Origin of the sequence: Mariprofundus ferrooxydans PV-1 (assembly GCF_000153765.1) — a bacterium.
GTDB lineage: Bacteria > Pseudomonadota > Zetaproteobacteria > Mariprofundales > Mariprofundaceae > Mariprofundus > Mariprofundus ferrooxydans.
This window is the reverse complement of record NZ_DS022294.1, coordinates 1,254,520-1,279,572: the sequence shown is the minus strand read 5'-3', so window position 1 is coordinate 1,279,572 and position 25,053 is coordinate 1,254,520. Positions and strand designations below refer to the sequence as shown.

The 25,053-nt window shown below is 55.3% G+C and carries 21 protein-coding genes and 1 tRNA gene; 10 read left to right on the top strand and 12 right to left on the bottom strand.

What is annotated here, in order from left to right:
* Nucleotides 1–5: 5 nt before the first annotated feature.
* The 3 genes from nagZ to SPV1_RS05825 all read right to left on the bottom strand — a co-directional run bounded on the left by nagZ (nucleotide 6) and on the right by SPV1_RS05825 (nucleotide 2,714).
* A complete protein-coding gene (gene nagZ, locus SPV1_RS05835) occupies nucleotides 6–890 on the bottom strand; it encodes a beta-N-acetylhexosaminidase (RefSeq protein WP_009850209.1) in 885 nt (294 codons plus the stop codon).
* An 82-nt stretch (nucleotides 891–972) separates the two neighbouring features.
* Nucleotides 973–1,761 (bottom strand): hypothetical protein, encoded by a 789-nt coding sequence (locus SPV1_RS05830; protein ID WP_155806636.1) that lies wholly within the window; start codon nucleotides 1,759–1,761, stop codon nucleotides 973–975.
* A gap of 146 nt (nucleotides 1,762–1,907) precedes the next feature.
* Nucleotides 1,908–2,714, bottom strand: a complete 807-nt coding sequence (locus tag SPV1_RS05825; RefSeq protein ID WP_040881523.1) for an ABC transporter permease — start codon at nucleotides 2,712–2,714, stop codon at nucleotides 1,908–1,910.
* Nucleotides 2,715–3,438: 724 nt separating this feature from the next.
* Between SPV1_RS05825 and SPV1_RS05820 the strand changes: the two genes are divergently transcribed.
* Nucleotides 3,439–5,529, top strand: coding sequence for a two-component system response regulator (locus SPV1_RS05820; protein ID WP_009850206.1), 2,091 nt, complete (start codon nucleotides 3,439–3,441; stop codon nucleotides 5,527–5,529).
* Nucleotides 5,530–5,559: 30 nt separating this feature from the next.
* Here the strand turns inward: SPV1_RS05820 and SPV1_RS05815 are convergent, their stop codons facing one another.
* Together SPV1_RS05815 and SPV1_RS05810 are read right to left on the bottom strand one after the other, a co-directional pair.
* The gene (locus SPV1_RS05815) at nucleotides 5,560–5,892 is read right to left on the bottom strand and encodes a PilZ domain-containing protein (RefSeq protein ID WP_009850205.1); all 333 of its coding nucleotides are present in this window, start codon (nucleotides 5,890–5,892) and stop codon (nucleotides 5,560–5,562) included.
* A gap of 126 nt (nucleotides 5,893–6,018) precedes the next feature.
* A complete protein-coding gene (locus tag SPV1_RS05810) occupies nucleotides 6,019–6,942 on the bottom strand; it encodes an ABC transporter permease (RefSeq protein WP_009850204.1) in 924 nt (307 codons plus the stop codon).
* 153 nt (nucleotides 6,943–7,095) lie between these two features.
* Here SPV1_RS05810 and ubiG point away from each other — a divergent pair, with 153 nt between their 5' ends.
* The 5 genes from ubiG to SPV1_RS05785 all read left to right on the top strand — a co-directional run bounded on the left by ubiG (nucleotide 7,096) and on the right by SPV1_RS05785 (nucleotide 13,401).
* Nucleotides 7,096–7,800 (top strand): bifunctional 2-polyprenyl-6-hydroxyphenol methylase/3-demethylubiquinol 3-O-methyltransferase UbiG, encoded by a 705-nt coding sequence (gene ubiG, locus SPV1_RS05805; protein WP_009850203.1) that lies wholly within the window; start codon nucleotides 7,096–7,098, stop codon nucleotides 7,798–7,800.
* A gap of 90 nt (nucleotides 7,801–7,890) precedes the next feature.
* A complete protein-coding gene (locus SPV1_RS05800; RefSeq protein WP_009850202.1) occupies nucleotides 7,891–9,948 on the top strand; it encodes an LPS-assembly protein LptD in 2,058 nt (685 codons plus the stop codon).
* Nucleotides 9,949–10,057: 109 nt separating this feature from the next.
* Nucleotides 10,058–11,770 carry a peptidylprolyl isomerase gene (locus tag SPV1_RS05795; RefSeq protein ID WP_009850201.1) on the top strand — a complete coding sequence of 571 codons (1,713 nt, stop codon included), beginning with the start codon at nucleotides 10,058–10,060 and terminating at the stop codon, nucleotides 11,768–11,770.
* A complete protein-coding gene (pdxA, locus tag SPV1_RS05790; RefSeq protein WP_009850200.1) occupies nucleotides 11,767–12,789 on the top strand; it encodes a 4-hydroxythreonine-4-phosphate dehydrogenase PdxA in 1,023 nt (340 codons plus the stop codon). Before SPV1_RS05795 ends, pdxA begins: the two co-directional genes overlap by 4 nt.
* A gap of 36 nt (nucleotides 12,790–12,825) precedes the next feature.
* Complete coding sequence (locus SPV1_RS05785) at nucleotides 12,826–13,401, top strand: YqgE/AlgH family protein (RefSeq protein ID WP_009850199.1); 576 nt, start codon at nucleotides 12,826–12,828, stop codon at nucleotides 13,399–13,401.
* 65 nt (nucleotides 13,402–13,466) lie between these two features.
* Here the strand turns inward: SPV1_RS05785 and glmM are convergent, their stop codons facing one another.
* From glmM to rnr, 4 genes are all read right to left on the bottom strand, one after another.
* Nucleotides 13,467–14,810, bottom strand: a complete 1,344-nt coding sequence (gene glmM / locus SPV1_RS05780; protein ID WP_009850198.1) for a phosphoglucosamine mutase — start codon at nucleotides 14,808–14,810, stop codon at nucleotides 13,467–13,469.
* Nucleotides 14,807–15,496 carry a CdaR family protein gene (locus tag SPV1_RS05775; protein ID WP_009850197.1) on the bottom strand — a complete coding sequence of 230 codons (690 nt, stop codon included), beginning with the start codon at nucleotides 15,494–15,496 and terminating at the stop codon, nucleotides 14,807–14,809. The genes glmM and SPV1_RS05775 overlap by 4 nt, the downstream gene beginning before the upstream one ends.
* Complete coding sequence (locus SPV1_RS05770; RefSeq protein ID WP_009850196.1) at nucleotides 15,496–16,281, bottom strand: diadenylate cyclase; 786 nt, start codon at nucleotides 16,279–16,281, stop codon at nucleotides 15,496–15,498. The genes SPV1_RS05775 and SPV1_RS05770 overlap by 1 nt, the downstream gene beginning before the upstream one ends.
* Nucleotides 16,282–16,370: 89 nt before the next feature.
* Nucleotides 16,371–18,509 (bottom strand): ribonuclease R, encoded by a 2,139-nt coding sequence (gene rnr, locus SPV1_RS05765; RefSeq protein WP_196795103.1) that lies wholly within the window; start codon nucleotides 18,507–18,509, stop codon nucleotides 16,371–16,373.
* Nucleotides 18,510–18,565: 56 nt separating this feature from the next.
* Here rnr and SPV1_RS05760 point away from each other — a divergent pair.
* The 4 genes from SPV1_RS05760 to SPV1_RS05745 all read left to right on the top strand — a co-directional run bounded on the left by SPV1_RS05760 (nucleotide 18,566) and on the right by SPV1_RS05745 (nucleotide 22,775).
* A tRNA-Leu gene (locus tag SPV1_RS05760) sits at nucleotides 18,566–18,652 on the top strand.
* 405 nt (nucleotides 18,653–19,057) lie between these two features.
* On the top strand, nucleotides 19,058–19,957 hold the full coding sequence (locus tag SPV1_RS05755) for a site-specific tyrosine recombinase XerD (protein ID WP_009850194.1): 900 nt from the start codon (nucleotides 19,058–19,060) through the stop codon (nucleotides 19,955–19,957).
* 130 nt (nucleotides 19,958–20,087) lie between these two features.
* The gene (locus tag SPV1_RS05750) at nucleotides 20,088–21,263 is read left to right on the top strand and encodes a citrate synthase (RefSeq protein WP_009850193.1); all 1,176 of its coding nucleotides are present in this window, start codon (nucleotides 20,088–20,090) and stop codon (nucleotides 21,261–21,263) included.
* 21 nt (nucleotides 21,264–21,284) lie between these two features.
* Nucleotides 21,285–22,775: an HD domain-containing phosphohydrolase gene (locus SPV1_RS05745; RefSeq protein ID WP_009850192.1), complete on the top strand. Its 1,491-nt coding sequence runs from the start codon at nucleotides 21,285–21,287 to the stop codon at nucleotides 22,773–22,775.
* Between the two features lie 15 nt (nucleotides 22,776–22,790).
* On the opposite strand, the gene SPV1_RS05740 is transcribed toward SPV1_RS05745, so the two are convergent.
* The 3 genes from SPV1_RS05740 to metF form a co-directional block, all read right to left on the bottom strand.
* Nucleotides 22,791–23,357, bottom strand: a complete 567-nt coding sequence (locus SPV1_RS05740; RefSeq protein ID WP_009850191.1) for a YqiA/YcfP family alpha/beta fold hydrolase — start codon at nucleotides 23,355–23,357, stop codon at nucleotides 22,791–22,793.
* Nucleotides 23,351–24,262 carry a bile acid:sodium symporter family protein gene (locus SPV1_RS05735; RefSeq protein ID WP_231288295.1) on the bottom strand — a complete coding sequence of 304 codons (912 nt, stop codon included), beginning with the start codon at nucleotides 24,260–24,262 and terminating at the stop codon, nucleotides 23,351–23,353. The genes SPV1_RS05740 and SPV1_RS05735 overlap by 7 nt, the downstream gene beginning before the upstream one ends.
* A gap of 35 nt (nucleotides 24,263–24,297) precedes the next feature.
* On the bottom strand, nucleotides 24,298–25,053 hold a 756-nt coding region (gene metF, locus SPV1_RS05730; protein ID WP_009850189.1), incomplete at its 5' end, for a methylenetetrahydrofolate reductase [NAD(P)H].

Here is a 25,053-nt window from a genome sequence, read left to right as displayed (position 1 = left end):
AACGATTAAAGGTGCGCGTACATCTGCCTGACACCCTCAGGCAGACAAACGAGCAGGATATCGCAACCGGCCTTCAATGCGGCTGAGGCCGCAGACGGCACATCTTCGCCCACCCCTTTCATGCACAGGTCGTCACTCCAGACAGAGCCGAAAAAGCCCATGCGTTCGCGCAGCACATGACGCGCCCAGAACGGTGAAACCGTCGCCACATCCTTAACCGCATCGGTATAAATCACATGTGCCGTCATCACATGCTTCAATCCTTCGGCAATCAGGCGGGCAAACGGCTCGGCCTCCTCAAGGATCGAGGCCAGCGGAGCATGCACTTCAGGCACCGCTACATGTGAATCGGCATTGGCGCGCCCGTGCCCCGGAAAGTGTTTACCCACCGCTTCGATTCCGGCGTCATGCAGGCCACGCATGCAGGCCGTTGCCAGTGCCGCCACCTGTGCCACATCCGCCCCGTAAGCCCGCTTGCCAATAATGTCGTGCCCGTCGGCATGAAACAGGTCCAGCACAGGCGCGCAGTTATGCGTAAAACCCAGTTCTTTCAACGCCTCTCCCGCAACAAAGCTGTCCTGATACACAGCCTGAACAGCAGTACCTGCATTGCGCTCGTACATCACCCCGTATTCGGCCGCATGACGACGCTGATTAAACGGCGCCCACGGCATGCGATTGACGCGCCCGCCCTCTTCATCAATCGCCGCCCATGTCGCCTGCCCGGTACATGCCCGCACCTCGGCCAGTAGGGCCTTCACCTGCTCAGGGCTTTCGGTATTGCGCGCAAACAGAATCACTCCCAGTGGCGGCTTCTCTTTCAACCAGATGCGCTCCTGTTCGGTCAGCTCAGTGCCTTCCAGCCCGATAATCAGATGTTCATGCATCATTGGTTAGCCTCTCCAACTGTTTTTTTGTTTGCCCTGCTTTCCAACGTCAGCTTCCGGCCAAAAGCGGTCACTCAATATAAAGTTACCATCTAAAGCCTTGAAGTTGCTGCAACTTTTGAATCATCTGATATTTTTGATATGAACTAATCCACTCAACCTTTCCATCCCTAATCCCAAAGATGAGTTCATGTGCAAATACTTCATAAGCTGTCTTTTTACTTTTTGGATCTGCTAAACCTTTCTCCCCCAGAAGTTCTTTTACATGCGCAACAGAATCCCCCAGGTGGATGCTTGAGATTACCTTCCTATTGCTTTCAATTAACTTCTGATTTGCTTTTTCCATTGGGGCCATCATAAGTGCAACTGGGGCCATCGGTAAAACAATAGGAATAAGGGCTAACATTGTCAGCCCACCACTAACATTAGCCGAGGTTGATCTTTCTGACTTCTGAACCCATTGCCTGTGACTTATTTCAATGTCTACAAAGTCATCATATATGATATTCTCTTTTCGGCTAACCAGTTCCTCATACAGTTTACCTAACCCTTGCTCAAAAGGTAGGTTTCCAAGCTCATCATCTGAATTAAGAGCTGCATCCCACGCCTCTATAAAAACCGGCTCTTCAATTATTGCAATTAGCTTGAAGTTTTTAAATGCAAATACGTATGATTTATTAAAATAATTAAAATAGTAGTTAAGAAGAACATACGAATCTTTCCCATAAAGTGCTTTGAAAACCGCCTGCCCCTTATTATTCAAAGTACTTTGCACGTCATCAATGCTCATTTCATAATTAAAAGGTCCGATTGACTCCAGAACTTCGACTTTAGGCTTTGCAGGCCCACTGGCGCACCCAGGCAAAACAAACATTAGCAATAAGCTAAATAACAGGATTGTTGTCTTTGCTAAGTAATACATTAAATAATACCGTCGCTATAAGGGTTGACTGTAGATAAGAAAACTCGAAGCTCGAATGTCCGCTTTGGGGCGGTTACAGGCATTGATTCAGAAAACATTTATCGACCCTCCATCCGCACATCCAGTGTATCGCGCAGGGCATCGCCCAGCAGATTAACGGCCATCACCAGCGAAAACAGCACCAGTCCGGGCCAGATCACCAGTGCGGGGGAGACCAGCATCAGGCGTGAGCCTTCGCGGATCATGGTGCCGAGTGAGGCATCCGGCGGCTGCACGCCGACACCGAGAAACGATAGCCCCGCCTCGCCGATAATCACCGCTGCCAGCCCGAAGCTGGCCTCGATCAGCAGAGGCGCTGCAATATTCGGTAGCAGATGACGCACTGCAATATAGGGTACTGCTGAACCGTTGGCGATCGCCGCCTCCACAAATGGTGAAGATTTCAACGATAGCACCTGCGCCCGTGACAGACGCGCGAAACCCACCCAGCCGACAGCCACCAGCGCCATCATCAGGTTATCAACGCCGGGGCCGAGCATGGCCGCCAGCGCAATCGCCAGCAGAATGCCGGGAAACGAAAGTACGATATCGGCAATACGCATAAGCAACGCGTCCAGCCAGCCACCCATCCAGCCGGCCAGCATACCGATAGAGATACCGACCATACCGCCAAACAGCACCACCATAACGCCGACCATCAACGACAGCTGCAACCCTTCAGCCAGCCTAGCCAACACATCACGCCCCAGTGCATCGGTACCAAGCAGGTGCGAGGTGCCCATACCTCTCAGAACCGCATCCAGATCAATGGCGTGCCCGTCCTGCCCGGTGATGGCTGCCGCAAGCAACACCAGCAACGGTAGCGACAGACAAACGCCTGCCAGCCTCACCGCCGACCTAGACATAGAGCTTCCTGATCATCAAAGACTCTCCAGCCTACTTCGGGCTACTCCATGACTCTGCTGCAACATATGCGTATAAATCTCCGTGATGTTCACATGGCCTATCCCATTCGCTTGGCGGGTCGACGATACCTTGCCTGAGTACTGACATAACTCATCCTGTCTTCGTTCCGTTGTATACCGATGGCATTAAATATGGAGGAAGTATGTCTTCATATATAAAGAAAACACAAGGAGTTAGTTCCCGACACCCGTGGCCGGGGAGTACGTACCGGGAGACAATATACGCTGCAAATGGTTCATCAGCCCCCATGCGCTTTACTTCAGTCGCCCGCACCCTGCATAGCTCTCACATACGACCTGACTTTCAGACGGCGCATTGATGACTGCACGTTGACGCATGCATTAAATCAGGACACTGTTACTCTCCGTTTTCGTTTTTTGAGTTTAACCGAAGGCGTTGATATGATTTGACCAGCCTGTCCATAAGCAGTCACATACAGCGCTGATTCAACAAAGAAAAAATCATGTCTTTGTACGCTGATAAAGGGCAGAATGCCATGAACAGGCACTGGCTAAAATATGTGACAATGATGTCTGCATATGAATACACACATGGAGCCGTGAAACCAAATGACTACGAATTGCAGTGCATGCCTTTTTCTTCAGTTACAAGGCATGGTGATCACCTCTCATCTGTTGCACAACACCGCTCCCGCCCGGCATCATGGACACTGATTTGACAGCCCATATCCTCGTTGTTGACGATACCGAGAAGAATCGGGATCTGTTAGCCCTGTTTCTTACCAAAATCGGATTCAGGACATCCAAGGCCGAAGGCGGCACCGCCGCCCTGGCCATGCTGGACAAGCATGTTTTTGATCTTGTCTTGCTGGATATGATTATGCCGGAGATTGACGGCCTCAGCACGCTGGAGTCCATACGCAAGCGTTATCAGGTCAATGAACTGCCGGTCATCATGGTCACCGGCATGTCCGAGGTTAAGGGTGTGACCCGGGCTCTTGAACTGGGCGCCAATGACTACATCACCAAGCCTTTTCAAAAAGACATATTGCTTTCACGCGTACGCATGCAGCTTGAAATGTGCCGCCTTTACAAAGATGTAAAAACCAGCGAGGAGCGCTATTCGCTGGCCTTCGCAGCAGCCAATGACGGGCTGTGGGACTGGAATATCGTAACCGGCAAGGTGTTCTTCTCTGATCACTGGTATGAAATGATGGGCATGTCCCCGGACTGCGCCTTTGATTCGATTAAACAGTGGTTTGATCGCGTGCATCCGGATGATATCGCCGCGTTACGTCAGGCTGTCGACGATCACCTGAGTGACCCGCTCCGTATAGTCAAACAGGAGTATCGTGCCCTGCATGAAGATGGCAGCTACCGCTGGATGCTATGCCGGGCCAGAGCACTGTTTTCCGACACCGGCACCCCTCTGCGCATGACCGGCGCACAGGCTGATATCTCCGCCAGTAAAACGTTCGATCCGATCACCGGCCTGCCCAATGCAGCCGTTTTCATGGATCGCTTGCAACGCGTACATGCCCACGCACGACGCACGGGCAGCGCCAACCTGGCCCTGTTTTCATTAAGCCTGAATCATAAGGAAAAAGTCACTTCCGCCCTGGGTTCTGCCGGCTATGAGAAACTTACCTCAGCGATTGCCCGGCGAGTAAATGAGGTGGCCGCCACTGAAAGCTGCCTGACTCAGCTGAAGGAGCCTGCCTTTATCAGCCTGCTGGCAGACAACCGTTTTATGATTCTGCTCGAAGGCATACCACAGGAGAGCGCCGAACTCCTGAAAATCGGCACGTGCATTCAGAGAAGTCTCGGTCAGCCCTTTACGATCTTTGATGAAACCGTTTATTGCACAACAAGCATCGGCATTGCCCTGCCCTCCAAAGACAATGATGCTGTAGATGAGGTAATTCAGGATGCCATCGCAGCCGAGTCCATCGCCCGTCAGGCAGGCGAGGATATCACACACATTTACAACCCTCATCTGCATGGCAAAGCGCTGGATCACCTCCGCCTTGAGAACGAACTGCGCCATGCCATCAACAACGGTGAGCTCAGAGCCTTCTATCAACCCCTTGTCTCATCAAGCGGCGAACTTGCCGGCTCCGAAAGTCTGGTACGGTGGCAACACCCCAAGCACGGATTACTCGCACCATATCACTTTATACCCCTGGCCGAAGATGTCGGGCTGATCCACTCCATTGACCTGTGGATGTTTCGTGAATCCTGCCGGCAATATCGGGAATGGATCGAAAACGGCGGCTCACCAACGATGTTTATATCGGTAAACATCTCCGTCCAGGGGCTGAGCATAGAATGGGCAGATCAGGTGCTCAGCGCCGTTAAGGAGTTCGGCATCCCGCCGGAGTCTATTCATCTGGAGATCACCGAATCCATTTTTGCGGGTGACATAGAGAAAATCATCACACTGCTGGAACAGCTGGTTGATCTGGGTATCAGTTTTGCCATTGATGACTTCGGCACTGGCTATTCGTGCTTTTCCTACCTCAGACGCCTGCCAGCCTCCTATCTCAAAATTGACAAGGCGTTCATTGATGATGTTGCCGATAGTGAGAAAGCACGCTTGCTGGTAAGTAATATTATTCACATGGCCCATGACCTGGGTATGAAAATCATCGCGGAGGGTGTTGAAACCAGAGAACAGGCTGAAATACTTGAGGCATTGGGCTCTGATTACTTTCAGGGGTATTATTTTGGCAGACCGCAGGCGGCGGCAGGTTTTCTGACAACTGCCCCTCTTAAGAGCCTGCCGGGCACATAACGTTTCTCTCGTTATAGCCTGCAACAGGCCTCAGGCTGTAACAGCCTTGAAGAACGCAGTATTATCCGACACGGCACCCTCGTTCAGCAGGACTCCCGCCCGGAAGTAACCGGAGATATCGTCAGCCACACACCATGTCACCGTGCCACTGACGACAAGTTCGGTCTCATCATTACTGTAGTGCAGCGTCACCTCGCTGTCTTTAGTAAGCTGGAGCTCTAACAGCAGGGACAAACCAAATGGCGAAACATCCCGCAGAGCACGCAAACCAACCGGTTGTCCGTTAATATAAAGACAAAACTGCCCCTGTGGATATTCACTGCTTATAATGACCCTGGCTAATCGGCGACGCTCATTTTCCATAGTTCCCTACCTGTAAATAGTCCCTTTCAAACGTTTAACCTATACCCTGATGCCCGTCATAAACAAGCAGGATCGTTTCTCACTACCAGTGTCCGAACACCTTTAAGGCGACCTCGCAACTACCCGTCACCCGTAACGCTGCCTTGGGTCAAGCCACAGGCCGAGCAGGTCAGCCAACAGGTTCGCCAACACATAAAAACCGGCGATGATCAGCACGCACCCCTGCACCAGCGGATAGTCACGTTGTTGAATTGCTTCAATAGTCAGTAAACCCAGCCCCGGCCAGTCGAACACCGTCTCGGTAATCACAGCACCGCCCAGCACTGCACCCAGCTGCAAGGCAAACATGGTGATCACCGGCACCGCCGCCAGCCTGGCTGCATGCCGCCACCAGATACGCTGCTCGGACACACCGAAAGCGCGCGCTGTACGCGCCGGATCCATGCTCATCGCCTCCAGCCACGCAGAGCGGGCCATGCGCGACAGAACCGCGGCCAGGGCCGTGCCCAGCGTAACCGCAGGCAGAATGACGGAGCCTGGCTGATCCATACCGGAAACGGGCAACCAGCCCAGTCCGACAGCAAACACCAGCATCAATACCGGCCCCAGCCAGAAATTCGGAATCGAAACGCCTATCAGGGAGAAACCCATTGCGGCCACATCTTCTGCTTTTCCCGCATGGCGAGCTGCCCAATATCCCAACGGCAAGGCCAGTACGAGAGCCAGCAGCAGGCTAACCAGCGCCAGCTCGGCCGTCGCCGGCACACGCTCGCCGATACGCGTCAGCACAGGTCGGTGATCCACGAGACTGCTTCCCCAATCGCCACCGACCAGCCCGGCAAGGTAGTGGCTGTACTGCGAGAGTATCGGCTGATCCAGATGCAGAGCCTGACGCAATGCCTCCCGATCCGCCGGCATAGCCGTTTCACCAAGCAGCGCATCCACCGGATCGCCGGGCACCAGGTGCAGCAGAAAAAACACCAGCGTCGCCACGCCGAGCAGGGTGGGCAGAGCCTGCAGCAATCTGCTGAAAACAATCCGTCCGAACATGAGGGAAGACTAACCGAGCTTCGCGTCAGGTGACAGGCGGATCATGCCGGCGGCCTGTTTGCGGCCAGCGGGGCCGTACTACATCAACACCGGACACATGGCTACTGTGAATCTGGGCTTGCCTTCACATGGTAGCAAACGCAGCCTGTCGGCATGCATGCCCAACATTATGATACCAGCGAAATTGCAAAGTTTGAGGCCATGGCCGAGGAGTGGTGGGATCCGCTTGGCAAGTTCAAGCCGCTGCATCGCATTAATCCCCTTCGTCTGGACTACATCGACAAACAGCTGCCCTTGCAGAATGCCGCCATCCTTGATGTCGGCTGCGGTGGCGGATTGCTGGCCGAAAACATGGCCGCCCGCGGCGCCTGCGTCACCGGTATCGATCGCTCGCCGAAAGCCCTCACCATCGCGCGTCTGCATAGCGAACAATCCGGCGTCCACGTAGAGTATGTGGAAGATGATGCCCAGAGCTGGGCAACCAACCATGCAGAGCACTACGATGCCGTGACCTGTTTGGAAGTGCTGGAACATGTGCCGGATGTACCACGTACCGTGGCCGCCTGTGCATCGATGATCAAGCCGGGCGGACTGTTTTTCTTCGCCACGCTTAACCGTACGCCCGTCGCCTATATCAAGGCCATCCTCGGCGCCGAATACGTACTCGGCTGGCTGCCGAAGGGAACCCATGAGTATGCAAAATTCATTAAACCCTCGGAAATGAACATCGCCCTGCGCGACGCACGACTGGAAATCAGGGATCTGCGCGGCATCAGCTATGCCCTGCTGTCCGACCATTTCGCGCTCAGCGATGACCTCTCGGTCAACTATCTCGGTTTTGCCGTCAAGCCCGCCTGACGGTCATCGTTTGCTTTGTCGGGTAAGCCTGCCTTGTGCCGCCACCTTCCTCACTGCACCCTGCGGCTAAGGACGTTCTCACTGACAGTCATGCTACTGCTATTGCACGGCATGCCTGCTACTGCCGCTCCGGTGGATATCAATGCTGATCAGATGACACGTGGAGCAGACGGCGTCGTCATCGCCACAGGTCATGTCATCATCAAACGTCCGTCGGAAACACTGATCGCCGATGAGGTCACTTATCGCACCAAAGAGCATATCATGGAAGCCCGCGGCCATGTGGTCATCCGCTCACCGCAGGCCACCATTCACGCCGACAGCGCTCAAATACAGACACAGAGCAAGACCGGTAACATGCAACATGCCACCATCACGATGCCAAGCGGCGAGCGCCTGCAGGCCGAAAATGTCAAACGTATTGATGACCAGCGATTCGAGGCGGATCATGTCCTCTATTCGACTTGTCCGGCCGATGAGGAGTCATGGCGCATCGCTGCCAGCCATGCCCTGCTCGACAATGAGAACGGCACATTGACCACGACGCACCCCCGCCTTGAATTGTGGCAGGTGCCTGTACTTTACGCCCCCTGGTGGAAGCAATCGCTGCGGCGCAAATCCGGCCTGCTGATGCCCTCGTTCGGCTCAGGCAAACGGCGCGGCACGGAGCTGGCCGTCCCTTACTATTTCGCCCCCTATGCAAACTGGGATGCGACACTCACGCCACACTGGATGAGTGCACGCGGCGTGATGGGCGAAGCGGAACTGCGTCACGTCTCCACCTTCGGCCATGAAAAGCTCAACGCCGCAGGCATCCATGACACTGTGACCGGCAGACTGAGAGGCCGGCTGGAAGCCGATGTGCAGTGGCAACTCCCTGCAGATACACAGTTCAACATTAGCGCCGATCATATCAGCGACCGCGACTACCTGGCCGACTATGGCGGCAATGCCGTTGTCAGCTCACGCTACCTGCAAAGCAGCGCCACCCTCTCCCAGCAGATGCAGGTCGCCGACACCCGAACCAACTGGTTTCTGCAGGCACAACATATGCAGGATCTGCTGCTGACCAGCAATGCCACCACCCTGCAGATTCTGCCTCGCCTGCAAAGCAGCAGCCAGTGGCAAGCTCTTCCGAATCTTATTGCCCATTTCGATCAGCAAACCACCCGCTTTGACAGACGAACGGGCGTAACCGGCTGGCGCATGGATCTGCACCCCTATGTTGAACTGCCCTGGGAATCTGAAGGCGGCGGCATCAGTGCAACATTGAGCGGCGGCGTGCGACACACGCGCTACTGGCTGCAGCAAACAGCACTGACCAACTCCCGCCCGACCAGAACCGCAGAGGAGGCCAGTCTCGAAGTCCGTTCCGACTTTGAACGGATCGGTTCCAACCGTGACTGGCGCCATGTCATCTCACCCATATTTCGCTATGATTATATCAACGCCCCCAATCAGTCCGCACTGCCGAATTTTGATTCAGGCTTCGCCTTAGTCTCCTGGAGCAACCTGCTATCGGGCAACCGCTTCTCCGGCTACGACCGAATCGAAAATACCAACCGTGTCAGCATGGTTCTGGAAAATCGTTTGCAAACCAGAGATAACAACAGCGATGCCGCACGTGACATGCTCACTGTCCGTGCAGGCGCCGCCTATGATATCTCTCGTAATACCGTCGATGCTGCCCTGAAGAAGGTTCCGATCCACCCCTTGTCAAACCTGCTGGGTGAGATGATCTGGCAACCGGCAACCGGCATCGCCCTGTATGGCAGCGGCCAGTACAATCCCTTCGATCGCTACTGGTCCACAATCAACTCCTATATCAGTCTGACCGGCATTGGCGGAAACTCGCTCTATGCCGGTTACTCATTCACCGATGCTCGCTACAGCACCCGCACGCAAATGATCTACCTCAACGGCAGTATCCACCTGAAGTCACGCTGGCAGGCCACCGCCAACTGGCAGTACGATACACTGCTCAAGCTCTCCCAACAGACGACACTGGGGTTACAGTACAAACATCCTTGCTGGACTGCAGGGGTGGAGGCCTACCGCATTAATCGGCGCAGCGGCACTACCACTGCATCCAATTTCGGCTTCCGCATATTGCTTGAGTTCAAAGGGCTGGGTAGCGTCGGTTCATAAGATCGCTATGCTTGCGCACTGTTTAAAAATCCGCCGGAATGCGAGCTACCCTGATTCAGGTGCCTTCCGACATGCTACACTTCACCTTTTTTATCCGACTGGAGGCTTCATGCATCTGATTACCTTGTTAGCAGGCTTGCTGCTATTGATCGCACCCGCGCAGGCGGAAGAGTTTGATTCGATCGCTGCTGTCGTCAATAACGAAGCCATCACCTGCTCCCAGGTAGATCAGGATGCTCAAATCATGTTGACACAACTGCATCAGAGCGGCTCAACATTCATCCCCGCCGCATCGGAGTTGAACCAACGCTCCCTGGACGGCCTCATTGTTAAAACCCTGCAAAAGCAGGAGGCGCGCAAGCTGGAGTTAAAGGTCAGTGATGAGGAGTTGGACGATGCCATCAAGAATGTGGCGGCCAGCAATAATCTGACCCCCGACCAGCTGAAAGCTGCGGTGGAGCAGCAAGGTATGCACTATGATGAATACCGCAGCAACCTGCGCGAACAGATTCTGAAGAACAAACTGGTGAATGTCGCGGTTCGTAGCAAAATCCAGGTCAGTGAAGAGGCCGTGCAGGAGTATTACCGCAAATACCTGGAGCATCCGAAACCTCGCCGGGAGGTGAAGCTGGCACAGCTATTCCTCTCCCTGCCTTCCGAACCCACACCTGAGCAACTGGCCGTAACACGTCAGAAGATCCGTAACATTCATCAACAGCTGCTCGCCGGCAAAGACTTTGCCCAGATGGTTGCCATCTATTCAGAGTCCCCGGATCGTCAACAGCAGGGCGTTATGGGTTGGTTTATGCAGGGCGGCGTTGCCCAACGTTTTGCTTCCGCGCTGGAGATGCCTGTCGGTCAAATTTCGGATCCGATTCGGTCACCATCCGGATTTCATATTTTGAAAGTGCTGGCTGAACGCTGGAAAGACCCGCAAAACACAGGCGTCAGCTATGATGAGGTACACGCCCGCCATATCCTGCTAAAGGTTCCTTCCTATGCTGATGCCGCCACCAAGGCCAAAATTCGCCAACGTGCCGAAGCCATCTCCCATGATCTGCAGGGTGCCAGCGACGCGCAGTTTGCCGTCCGCGCAAAAGAGGACTCACAAGGACCGAGCGCTGAGCGCGGCGGCGATCTGGGCTGGTTCAAAAAAGGCGCGATGGTACCTGCTTTCGAAAAAGCTGCTTTTGCCATGAAGCCGGGCGAAACCAGCGGCCCCGTTGAAAGCCCGTTCGGGTTTCATATTATCCGCATTGTCGCCAGGCGACATATCGACCCGAATTCACTGCAGGCCCATCGTGATCAGATTCAACAGATTCTCACCAACGTTGAAACACAGGAGCAGCTGCCGCGCTGGATAGCCTCACTCAGGGCTGAGGCAAACATTGATATCCGCAAATGTCCCAGCCAGGCCAGTGCGCAAGCGATCGAGTCAGGCGACAGTGAAGCAGTACAGGAAACGCAAACAGATAACCAATTGAAGGCCTCACTCGCCAGTTGGAAGAGTGCCTGGGAAAAGCAGGATGCCAAAGCCTATTTCTCACACTACTCGAACCATTTTACTGTCCCGAAAAGCTTTCCCGACCTGACAACATGGAAGGCAGCACGCACCAAAGCCATCACCGGCAAGCGCTATATCCGCATTACGCTCAGCAACATCAAAATTACCCTGCTGGATAAAACACATGCGCGGATAGAATTTACCCAGCACTACCAATCAGACCAGTCAAACAGTAGCGACCTGAAACTGTTTCTGATGGAAAAAACAGACGGCGACTGGAAAATCACCCGAGAAATGGCCGCTGTCCCGGCAAAATGAAGCCATTACTTATCACGGCGGGGGAACCTGCCGGCATCGGCACTGACTGTATTCTCAGGGCCTGGCAACATACACCGCAACTCTTTAAACAGTGTATCATTGCCGCCCCTGCATTATGGCTACGCGAACGCGCCGACCTGATCGGTATTGATGTCATCATCAAGGAGTCTGCAGATCTGCAACAGATTGACTGCTCTGACACCTCCCGCCTTCACTGCTGGAACCCGCTGGCCGCCAATGTCGCTGTGGATCCGGTGACCCCGGGACAACCGTCCCCTGGCACAGCCCGTGCCGTCATCACCTGTATTGAATCTGCGGCACTGGCCTGCCTGGACAACAGAGCGGCAGCCCTGATTACCGGCCCGATCGAGAAAGCCGTGCTGCGCGAGTCCGGCTTCACGTTTCCGGGGCATACGGAGTTTCTGGCTCACCTCTCCAGGTCAAACGCATCACTTGCCACTGACCATATGGATCACGTCATGATGCTGGCCAGCGATCAGTTGCGCGTTGCCCTGCTCACTACGCATATTGCTATCAGCGATGTGCCCGCTTCCCTGTCGATTGATGGTACACTGGACGGTCTGCGCATTGTTGAGCACGATCTGCGTAAGCGTTTTGCCATTGAGAAGCCTCATATCGGCCTGTGCGGTTTGAATCCGCATGCCGGTGAACAGGGTCATTTCGGGCGTGAAGAGATTGACATTCTGACTCCGGCTGCAGAGCTGGCAAAAAAGCGCGGCATCCATGTCACAGGGCCGCTACCGGCAGACACGCTATTCTCCGCCTCCCAGCGCTCCCGATTTGATGCCATCGTATGCTGTTATCACGATCAGGCCCTGATTCCGCTCAAAGCGCTTAGCTTCGGTGATGCCGTCAATATCACGCTTGGTTTACCGTTCATTCGCACCAGTGTGGATCACGGCACCGCCCTTGACCGTGTCGGCTCGCAGAGCGTATCCTACACCAGCATGGTTGCGGCCATCCGCATGGCTTCAACCATGACGACTGCAAAAACCTGAATCATAACATCGCGCCCGTCAGGCAAGGAGACTGTTTTGCAGGTTGATGGACTCACCGGACAAATTCTGCTCGCCACACCCTCCCTGCAGGACCCGAATTTCAGGGATACTGTTGTTCTGATCTGTCAGCATGATCGGGACGGCTGCCTTGGCCTGATCATCAATCGACCGCGCGATATTATTCTTGGCGAGATTTTCGACGACATGGGCATCCGGTACGAGACAGGTTCAGCCGAGAACCATGAACGGATACAGCCGGTAGTATATGAAGGCGGACCGATGGACGGCTTCCGGGGCTTTCTGCTGCATGATGGCTGGGATGTTTATGACTCTACCATGCAGGTAAGCCCGGAGCTGCACCTGACGGCATCACGGGATGCGCTTGAAGAGTTGGCCAGAGGCCAGGGCCCTGAGCACTATATGCTGTTACTGGGCTACGCCGGTTGGGGCGCGGGGCAACTGGAACAGGAGTTATGCGATAACAGCTGGCTGATTGCCCCGGCCAGCCATCAGATTATTTTTCAGGAGCCACCGGAAAAACGCTGGGATTTCGCGGCACGTTGCATGGGCATCGAACGTGGTCAGCTATCCAGCCAGATTGGGCATGCCTGAAGAAACCTGACGATCACCAGACAGGCGTCGCCACTTTAATTCGACGCTTTTCTCTGGCTCTTATATCAACACACACGGGCGCTGATCGCCTCTACCAGCGATTCGCCGACATCCAGCATCAGTGTCTCATCCTCTGCTTCAACCATGATACGCAGCTTGGGCTCGGTACCGGACATACGCACATTCACCCTGCCGTTACCGCCCAGGCGCCCCTCGGCCTGCTCAACCAACAGACACACAGCATCATCCGCCATCACATCCCTGCGCACCGGCATAACGATATTCCACAGCTTCTGCGGAAACAACGGCATGTCGGAAGCCATATCCGCCAGAGCCTTACCCTGCTCGGACATCGCCAGCAGCAATTGCAATCCGGTCATCAGGCCGTCACCCGTCGTATTGTAATCCAGCATAATCATATGCCCTGACTGCTCGCCGCCCATATTACAGCCGGTATCGCGCATCATCTCGAGGACATAACGATCACCCACGGCAGCTCTGTGCATGGCAAGACCGAGTCCGGAGAGATAGCGCTCCAGTCCCATATTGCTCATCAGTGTCGTCACAACTGCGCCACCGGTCAGCCCACCCTGAGCTGCCGCATGTTCTGCCAGTATCGCAATCACCCGGTCGCCATCGACAATCTGACCACGGGCATCGCAGGCAATCAGCCGATCCGCATCACCGTCGAGCGCCAGGCCGATATCGGCTCCGCATTCAACCACGCGCTGAGTCATGCGCTCCGGGTGGGTCGAGCCGCAGTCCCGGTTGATATTAAAACCATCCGGTGAGGCAGCCATAGCAACCACCTCACAGCCGAGCTCACGTAGAATACGCGGTGCAACATCGTAAGCTGCACCATTAGCGCAATCGATCACCACCTTCAGACCATCAAAGCGCATACCGCGCGGCAATGCCGACTTGAGGAATTCGATATAACGGCCCCGCGCATCATCCACTCGAGCAGCCTTGCCAATCTCCAATGCCGGCGGCAATGGCGGCAAATGATCAATACAGTGCTCAATCTCCAGTTCAATCTCATCCGGCAGCTTGAACCCGTCGGCGGCAAAAAACTTGATGCCGTTATCGCCCGCCGGATTATGTGACGCAGAGAGCATCACACCGGCATCAGCCCGCAAACTACGGGTCAGATAGGCGACCGCCGGCGTCGGAACGGGCCCCACCAGCAATACATTCATGCCCTGAGCGGTCAAACCGGCACACAGGGCCGATTCAATCATATAACCGGAGAGCCGCGTATCCTTGCCGATCAGTATGTGCGGTTTATGGCCCAGATGCCGAGTCAGCACATGGCCGGCCGCTCGCCCCAGCACCAGAGAAAATTCAGCCGACATGGGCTCCTGATTAACCGTGCCGCGCACCCCATCCGTACCAAAATAACGCCTCACTTACCGCCCTCCCCTTCACCTTTATCAGTTGCCGGTAGCCGCTCCAGTACTCCGCGCACAACAATCTCTACCTTCAGGTTGGCCAGGCGAATCGATTTTCCGGCCGGACTTTCCACGCCGGTTTTTGCCTCAATTGGCCCTGCTTTCAACTCAGGGCGAATGGCCGTCGTTTCCACCTCGCGCAGCGCCTCCAGCCAGACATCAGGCCCGGTCAATTTCACCTGCTTCGGTTCTATGCTGACTTGTGTCACCTGCCATCCTTCAGGTAGCTCAAAATGAGCACGCACCGGTATAGATCGTGTCACCCTGCGATCCACCTGCAGCTGCAGTCGTTCCGGCTTCACCTTCTCAATACGCAATCCGGTCGGCAACACCACCGAAGATAGTTGCATGCCACGCTCAACCACACCCGGCGTCGTCAGGTCGGATACATCCAGCGGTACGGTCAAATCCTGCTGCCGCAACTCCTTCAGCCGGCTCTGCAACCCCTTGATAGTCACCCGTACGTGCTCCGGGAAATCATTCACAATCATCATATCCGCCGGCAGCCCCTGCACCTGCAGTGGCACATCCATGCTCAGCGAACCCTCACCCTGCCCGTGCACCTGCAACCAGAGCGCAATAGCAATCATAATAGCCCAGAAATGCAAATTATAACGTCGGAATAACGCAATAAAACGGTGCATCAATCAACCCCTGTAATCGTTGCATTTGCCGGCGCGCTCACCTGAAATGATGACAGACGCTGCTTGAGACGATCATGCAGCGCCCTGCTGCTCAACGCCTCACCCATCTGACCTTCCTCAACCAGATGCACCGCACCTGTTTCTTCAGAAACCACAATAACCAGCGCATCGGTTTCTTCACTCAAACCGACAGCGGCACGATGACGGGTGCCATAAGCACCCGACACGGCATTGGATTGAGCCAAAGGCAACAGCACTCTGGCTGCCACCACACGTCCGCCATCCACAACCACGGCGCCGTCATGCATGGGCGCATCAGGGCAGAACAGCGCCTGAATCATATCCGGCTGTACGGGCGCATCCATCTCCACGCCTGAATCAAACAGATGTCTAAGCCCTGTCTCCAGCTCAATCACAATCAGGCCACCCCAACCGCGATGCACCAGAGCGAATGAGGACTCCACCAGCATCGCGATCGTGGACTCATCGGCGCCACTGCCTCCCGAGAGCGGATTCACAGCAACCCGCATCAGGGCACGGCGAATCTCCTGCTGAAACAACACAACCAGAATGACGATGAAAGCCGAGAAAAAGTGACTGAATATCCATTCAACCGTAAACAGGCCGAACTCGCGTGCTAACTGGTAAACTACCACCACAATAGCCACGCCGATCAACATCTGCACCGCGCGCGTGCCGCGAATCAGACGCAGGAAGAAATATACGACGATAGCAACTACCGTAATATCGGCGACATCCGCAATGCCAAACTGCCAGTTCCCCATCAACACCTTACCATCACTATCTTATTTTATGGTTATTGAAACCGGCTCTCAGCATAGCCGGTTCATGCCTCCATGCAAGAAAAGCCGTACTAATCCTGCTCACCGGCCAGACGCACATTGATTTGTCCGCGCACGGGGTCGGTTGAATCAATCACGACATCAAGACGGTCGCCCAGATGGTAGGCGCTGCCCCCACGACGGGCCGCCAGTCGATGTCCCGTTTCATCCAGCTCAAAAGCTCCGGGCAGGTCATCCACAGCCAACCCGGCTTCGGCCATCGTCGGTTCAATCTCGAAAAAGATACGCCGCTTGGTCAGGCCGGAGATGCGTGCCGGCATGGTCTTGCCGACATCCTTGCTGTGAAACAGTGCAGCCAGCATCGCCTGCGTATCCCATTCACCCCGCTGCTGCTTGCGCTCCTGGGTTGACGTTTGCAGACCGATATCGGCCAACGTACCGACCGGCTGGACGCGGTTGGGATCTTCGCCTCTGATCAGCGCCTTCAGGCGACGATGCACAATCAGATCGGCATATCGACGGATCGGACTGGTGAAGTGGGCATAGGAGTCATAGGCCAGTCCGAAGTGCCCGACATTGACCGGCGTATATTTCGCCTGCTGCATCGAGCGTAATACCAGTCGGTGCAGCACATGCGCAAACGGCTTGCCCTCGGACTGCTCCAGCACCAGTTGCACATCGCCCGGACGCACCTGACTGTCCTTCTCCTTGATCTTGGGCAACTTCACAAACAGACCGAAGGGTGCAAGAAATTCGTTCAATGTTTCGATGGCCTGCCGCTCGGGAGCAGGATGGATGCGATAGAGCAGCGCGCACTCATGCGCATCCATATACTCGGCCACAGCGGTATTGGCCGCCAGCATCATCTCTTCAATCAGGCGCTGGGCTATATTGCGCTCGGAAGCAACAATATCCACCACCACATCATCCTGCAGCAGCGCTCGCACCTCAGGCATATCCAGATCCAGTGCGCCGCGCTGTTTGCGCTTCTTTTCCAACTTACGGAACAGGCGGGCCGCATCATCCAGCATCTCGCGAAGTTCAGGCTTCTCTACCGCCGTCTCATCGCGCTCCTCCAGCCAGGCTGACGCCTGCGTATAGGTCAGGCGCGCCTGTGAGTGAATCACCGACTCATACACATGAATGGAGCGACGTGTTCCGTTGGCATCAAAACGCATACGCACGGTCATACCCAGGCGCGGCAAATGCGGGTTGAGCGAGCAGAGGCCGTTGGAGAGTTTCTCCGGCAGCATCGGAATCACGCGATCGGGAAAATAAAAGGAGTTCGAACGTGCCAGCGCCTCTTTATCCAGCGCGGAGTGCGGACGCACGTAATGCGACACATCGGCAATAGAGACCCAGGCCTCAAAACCTTCGCCGCGCGGCAGTACGCATACAGCGTCATCAAAATCCCGTGCATCCTCACCATCAATGGTGACAAAGGGGATATGACGCAGATCCTTGCGCCCCTTGATATCGCTTTCGAGCACCTGATCGGCAAAGGCATTTGCCTCTGCAATCACGGCCGGCGGGAAATCCACATCCAGTTGTTGCTCCGCGACAATCAGATCAATCAGGCGTGACGGGGAGAGGTTATCACCGAGCACCTCCTGCACCTTGCCGCGCACGTGACCTGCATCGCGCTTAATCTCGATACGTACCCAGTCTCCGTCTGACGCAGTGCCGGCATCACCGTGGGCAATCAGAATAGCCTGCGGCATATTGCGCGAGCGCGGCTGCACGACGGCAATCTTGCCCTGAACCAGGTATTGTCCAACCAGCACCGTCGATGCATGCTCGACAATACGAACCACCTCGGCCGATTCGCGGCCGCGCTTACGTACGGGGCGCACTTCAACAATATCGCCATGCATCAGTCCGTTCATCTCTTCATGCGGCAGAAAAAAACCCTTTTCGCGACCTTCTACATCAACAAAACCAAAACCATCGGGATGGGCGGAGACCTTACCTGTATAGGATTGCTGAGCGGTTTTTCCTGCATGGGAGCGCTGAGAAGCTTTCCCGCCTTTTGGTGCAATGTTTTCCCAAGGCGACGCCCCTGCGCCCGGACGTGGCGGACGACGATCCCCTGCAGCGACAGGCTTATGATCTTCACCGGCCGTACCCCGGCCTCTACCATGCCCCCGTTTTCCTGCTTTTTTGCCCGGCCACTTTTTCTTATCACTCTCTTGCATTTTCTTTCTTGACACTAATTAACTCCATCCTATGATTCGGCGCCTCCCGCGGAAGGCATGCGGGATACTACGCCGAGGTGGCGGAATTGGTAGACGCGCTAGCTTCAGGTGCTAGTTTCCTTTTGGAAGTGCTGGTTCGATTCCAGTCCTCGGTACCAACAAGAAAGAGCCACGTGACTTAATGTCACGTGGCTCTTTCGCGTTAGGCCTCTGTTTTCTCTCAAAAACCGTGACTTCATGTCACTCCCTTTTTGCGTTAGGCCTGCTGCCTTTATCTCCTTACCGTGACTTAATGTCAGCTCCCTCTTTCGCGTTAGGCTTCTGTTTTCTCTCATAATACCGTGACTTAATGTCACTCTCCTTTTTGCGTTAGGCCTTTAGCCTTTGACTCTCTTACTCACCCCAGCTGTGACTTAATGTCATCACCTCTTTCGCATCAGGCCTCCTGTTTTCTCATATATAACAACGTAACGTCACACCCTCCCCCTCTTTCGCGACGGAAGCTCCCCTGCTGCAGCACAAGCCGGATGACACCAGCGCATGCACTCCACTAAGATGGCGCCATGTCCACCCCCGTTACGGAAAACGAAGAGATGATTACCGGCCTGCTACAGCGGCTGGCCATGCTGCGCGGCTGGTCGCCGCAGACGACCAGCTCCTACCGCAGCGACCTGCTGCATGCCGACAGCTATTTTGTCGATCACCACACCAGCCTGATGCAGGCCGATGGCAAGGCAATACTGGACTACCTGGCCAAACTGGGCCGGGACGGCATGAAGCCGACAACCATCCAGCGTCGACGCAGCGCTCTCTCCACCTGGTTCACCTGGCTGCAGGATCAGAACCTGCGTGAAGATCACCCGGCCCGTCATCTGCCGAAACTGCGTAAAAGCCGACCGTTACCGAAAATGATGAGCGAGCACGATGTCGAACGACTGCTGGCGGCACCCGAAACAGAGGATCCAGTGGGACTGCGTGACCGCTGCATGCTGGAATTGCTCTATGCCACCGGCGTACGCGTCAGCGAACTGGTCAGCCTGACGCGCGGACAGGTGGAGATGGATGCCGGACTACTGCGGGTCATCGGCAAGGGCGACAAGGAGAGGTTGATTCCGTTTGGCGAAGAGGCTGGCCAATGGCTGCAACAATGGCTGCTGCTACGCCCCGCCAAACCGGCGAGTCCGTACCTGTTTGCCGGCCGCGGCGGACACGCCATGACCCGCCAGAATTTCTGGTTACGCATCAAGCGCTATGCCACCATGGCGGGAATCATGCCGCTGCCGTCACCCCATACGCTACGCCATGCTTTTGCCACGCATTTGCTGAATCACGGGGCTGATTTGCGGGCTGTCCAAATGCTACTGGGGCACGCTCACGTTACAACCACAGAGATTTACACACATGTATCCCGCGCCCGCATGCACGACCTGGTAAATCACTCGCATCCGCTTGGGGGCGGCTGATACTTACCACAGAGAGCCATCTTCGAGCTACATGCATTTTTCCAACAATTTGTTATCTTTACCCCGCGCTCACAGCAGGGCATGATTTACCGGCAGGGCAGATCCCTGTGATTCAAGGGGGAAAGTGGCAATGACGGAAAACAAGATTACGGCAACATCGGGCATTGCATGCTATTCGCCGGGCCTGGCCGGCATTCCGGCTGCCGAATCATCGATATCCTATGTGGACGGCCAGCACGGTTACCTGGAATATCGCGGCATTGATATCGAACAACTGGCCGAACACTCCTCTTTCGAAGAGACCGCCTGGTTACTGCTCTACGGTACATTGCCAACTGCCGATGAGCTGGCTGCATTTGACAAAGAGCTGCGTCATCACCGGCGCGTCAAATTCCGCATCCGGGATATGATGAAATGTTTTCCGGAGTCGGCACATCCGATGGACTCTCTGCAGGCCACCGTTGCAGCGCTCGGCATGTACTATCCGTTTCCAAAAAGTGAAAAAGGGCGGCTGGATCCGAAAACCGCCCATCAGGTGTGCGTTAACCTGATTGCCAAAATGCCTACCCTGGTCGCCGCTCATGCCCGCATGCGCCACGGCGATGATCCGATCGCCCCGCGCGACGACCTCTCCCATGCCGCTAATTTCTTTTATATGCTAACCGGTGAAGAGCCCTATCCGCTGACCGAACGGATCATGGATGTTGCACTGATTGTGCATGCCGAACATACGATGAATGCCAGCACCTTCTCCACTCTGGTCGTCGCCTCCACCCATGCAGACCCCTACAGCTCGATCAGCGCTGCCATTGGTGCACTGGCGGGACCTCTGCACGGCGGAGCCAATGAGGATGTATTGCACATGCTTGATGAGATCGGTTCAGTAGAAGCAGCTGATGCCTATTTGAATAACAAGTTAAGCAAGAAAGAAAAAATTTCCGGGCTTGGCCACCGGGTGTATAAAACCAAGGATCCGCGCGCAACCCTGCTGCAAAAGCTCTATGTTGAACTGACCGAAAAAATGGGAAGCGACCCGACCTACGAGATTGCACGCCATATTGAAGAGCTGTCGAAATCCACACTGGGCAGCAAGGGTGTCTGTCCGAATGTCGACTTCTATTCCGGCATCGTCTATCGGAAACTGGGCATTGCGACCGACCTGTTCACGCCGATCTTTGCCGTCTCGCGCGTTGCCGGCTGGCTGGCGCACTGGAAAGAGCAACTGGGGGATGGTCGTCTCTATCGCCCCAACCAGATCTACCGGGGTCTGCGCGACCAGACTTATGTCCCGATCGAGAAACGTTAATATGGAACCCGGATAGCCGCTATGTCACGTATTCTGCTGGTTGACGACAATAGCGAATGGCTATCCATGCTGAAGGAGATTTTTTTATCCGAAGGCTATGAGGTTGACGCTGAGAAAAGCGGCCAGAAAGCGCTGGAAGCTGCAAAGCAGCATACCCCGGACCTGATATTCACCGACCTGCTCATGCCTGAAATGGATGGCTTCACACTGTGCCAGAAGCTGAAGGCCCTGCCGGGACTCAAAGATGTGCCGGTTATTTTCTGCAGTGGTTATTTTGACGAAAAAGATCAGAAAAAACTGGAAGATGCGCTGGGCGTCTCAGAGTTCATCCGCAAACCGGCCAGGGTCGATGAGATCCTGGAGCGCGTCAAATCCATGCTCGGCGCAACACAAGCTCAGCAAAGCAGTCCTCATCCGCCGGATAAAAATGAGCCCCAACCCAAACTGCAGGAGATCTACAATACGACTATGCTGGCAAAGCTCTCCGGCATGGTGGATATGCTGCATGAAGAGCGTCAAACTTATAAGGATCTGTTGCTGCGCTTCCACTCCCTCACAGACTCGGCTTCCGATGCCATCCTGATTGTCGATGCCGACGGCAATATCTGTTACTGGAACAAGACTGCCGAATCCTGCTTCCAGTATACCCCGGATGAAGTGCTTGAAAAACCCGCCTCGATCATTCTGCCCGAACCGCTTCATATGGGCGATAAGAACACATTTCTTTCCTTTCTGAAGTCCGGGTCCGTCAAGCGGGTCGGCGATCAGATAGAGTTTATCGCACGCCGTAAGGACAGCTCACAGTTTCCGGCCGAGCTTTCCCTCTCCAGCTGGCAGGAGAAAGGTGAAACCTATCAAAGCCTGATTATTCGCGATGTCACCGAACGCAAGCTGGCCTATAAAGAGATTGAAACATTCACGCTCAAGCTTATGCAGAGCCTGGAAGGCACCATCGCCGCCGTTGCCCGCATGGTTGAGGCCAGGGATCCGTATACGGCAGGGCATCAGCAACGCGTCGCAAAACTTGCCGTTGCGATCGCCACGGAGATGGGACTGAGTACCGAACAGGTGCGAGGGATTGAGCTGGGTGCCGAGATCCACGATATCGGCAAGATACAGTTGCCGGCGGAAATATTGAGTAAACCCGGAAGACTATCCGAACTGGAATATACCCTGATTCAGGGGCATGCCCAAATAGGATATGATATTTTAAAGGATATCGAGTTCCCGTGGCCGGTGGCGGACATTGCCCACCAGCATCATGAACGACTGGATGGGTCGGGCTACCCTCAAGGACTGAAGGGTGACGCCATATGCCTGGAGGCCGCTATTGTTGCCGTTGCTGATGTGGTGGAGGCCATGTCCAGTCATCGACCCTACCGCCCCGGCCTCGGCGTAGACGCAGCGCTTAAGGAGATCGAATCAAAGCGCGGCCTCCTCTATCACCCTGCGACAGTCGATGCCTGCATCAAATTGTTCCGGGAAAATGGCTATGAACTGGAAGCGGTGTAAAACAGAGAGCTAAGCTCAGACTTCGCACCTGTCGATGTAGCTGCGAATAAGCGGCAGTGACTGATCAAGATGCTCAAAGCGATGGCTGCCGCCGGGAAACATATGGGTCTCTGCCAACCCCGCAAAATGCGCAGCAGCCATATGGCTGTCCAGTAGCTCATCCCCCTCATCCAGCAGCAGTAACGGCCTGATACTCAGCGCTGCGGGATCAACCACCATGCTATCAAGCTGAGTGCAGTGCTCCGCCGTCCATTCATAGGTTTCACCGGTATAGTAGTTGCGCTGCGGCCCGATCTCGTAACGCAACAGACTCTGATCCACCAGCGGATTAATCAGCACACAGGGCAGCTTGTAGCGGTACGCCAGACAGGGTGCATAAAAGCCACCGAGTGATGATCCGACCAGTGTCACAGGCCCCTGCTTCAGTCCCTCTGCGATTTTCTCGCTCAACATTGCCACAGCATCAATCGGTGCAAAGCCACAGGTCGGCGTCAACACCGTCATCGACTCAAATGCACTACGCAGACGACTGCCCTTATCGCTGTTGCCTGCACTGTTGAAGCCGTGGATAAAAATCAACATGCCGGTTGCACCGCTATTACCGGCCGGTGCAGCCAGCGTGTCATACCGGCAGCCGTGATGATGCACCAGACGGCAAACAGCGCGCCCGGCAGTGCCGTCTCCGGCTGAAAATGCTTCAGCGCCAGCGCCACACCAAGACCCGCATTTTGCATGCCGATCTCAATCGCCAGCGTAATTTTATAGCTATGATCAAAGCGAAACAGCCCACCGGCCAGCCAACCGAGCAGATAGCCCAATCCATTAAGCAGAACCACCAGACCAATCACCAGCAGCGGCGTCTCGGCAATACGATCATGATTGGCGGCAACCGCATAACTACAGATCACGATAATGGCCAGCGCGGCAATACCCGGGGCAATTTGCTCCGCCTGCAGCAAGCGTGAGCCAAGCCGGCGACGTAGCGCCATCCCCAACATCAACGGTACCACCACGGTCAGTATAATCGTCTGCATCATCGGCCAGAACGGGATATCCATGTAAGCGCTGCCCAGCAGCTCGACCATCATCGGTGTCAGCAGTGGTGCCAACATCGTGGCGATCATCGTCATGGCAATTGAGAAGGCAACCGCGCCGCCTGCCAGATAGGTGATCACATTTGAAGCCATCGCACCCGGTGCGCAGCCGACAATAATAAAGCCCAGCGCCAGCGCAGGATCAACGCCCTGCCAGACGGCCACGCTGGCAGCGGCAAACCCGAGCAGCGGCATAATGGTGAACTGGCACAAGACACCCAGCCCTATCCGTGAGGGACGGGAGAGCGCTGCACGGGCCTCTTCGGGCTTGAGCACCACGCCAAGCGCAAACATTGTGGCCGCGAAAAACCAGAGGAAATAGCCCTTAAAGATCAGGAATGCAGGCGGATACAGATAGGCAGCCACAGCGCCTGCCAGCGTCAGCAGTGCCATATTGCGCGATAAAAACTGCCAGAACACGCGGCGCGCTACAGCAGATCGGTCAGTTGATTGCGAATGGCGATAGTCGCTTCCGATTTGTTCAGGGTATAAAAGTGCAGCCCCGGCACACCGGCCTGCAACAGCTCACGGCACTGTTTGGCAGCCAGCTCAATACCCAGCGCTTTCACCGCCTCCAGATCATCCCTGATCGGCTGCATCTGCTCGTGCAGCCATGCCGGGATACTCGCCCCACACATCGAAGAGAAGCGCACAATCTGATCATAATTACCTATCGGCATAATGCCGGGAATAATCGGCAGCGTAATGCCTGCGGCGCGACATGCATCGCGAAAGCGGAAGAAGGCATCATTATCGAAGAAATACTGGGTCACGGCAGCATCGGCACCGTTATCCTGCTTAAGTTTCAGATAGCGGATATCATCGGCAACACCGCCGGCCGATTCCGGATGTCCTTCCGGGTAGGTGGCGCAGGCGATGGAAAAATCACCCTGTTCGCGCAGGAAAGCAATCAGGTCCGTAGCATAGGAAAAGCCGCCGGCCACCGCTTCGAATCGATCCAGCCCTTCCGGCGCATCGCCTCTCAAGGCCAGGATATTTTCAATTCCGGCCGCACGGTAATCGGCAAGCAGCGCTGCCAACTCATCCCGGCTGGCGCCAACGCAGGTCAGGTGCGCCACAGGCGAGAGGCCTGTCTCATCCTTGATACGGGTGACAATCCCCTTCGTTCGATCCTGCGTTGTACCACCGGCACCGTAGGTGACCGAGATATAGGCCGGGCTGAT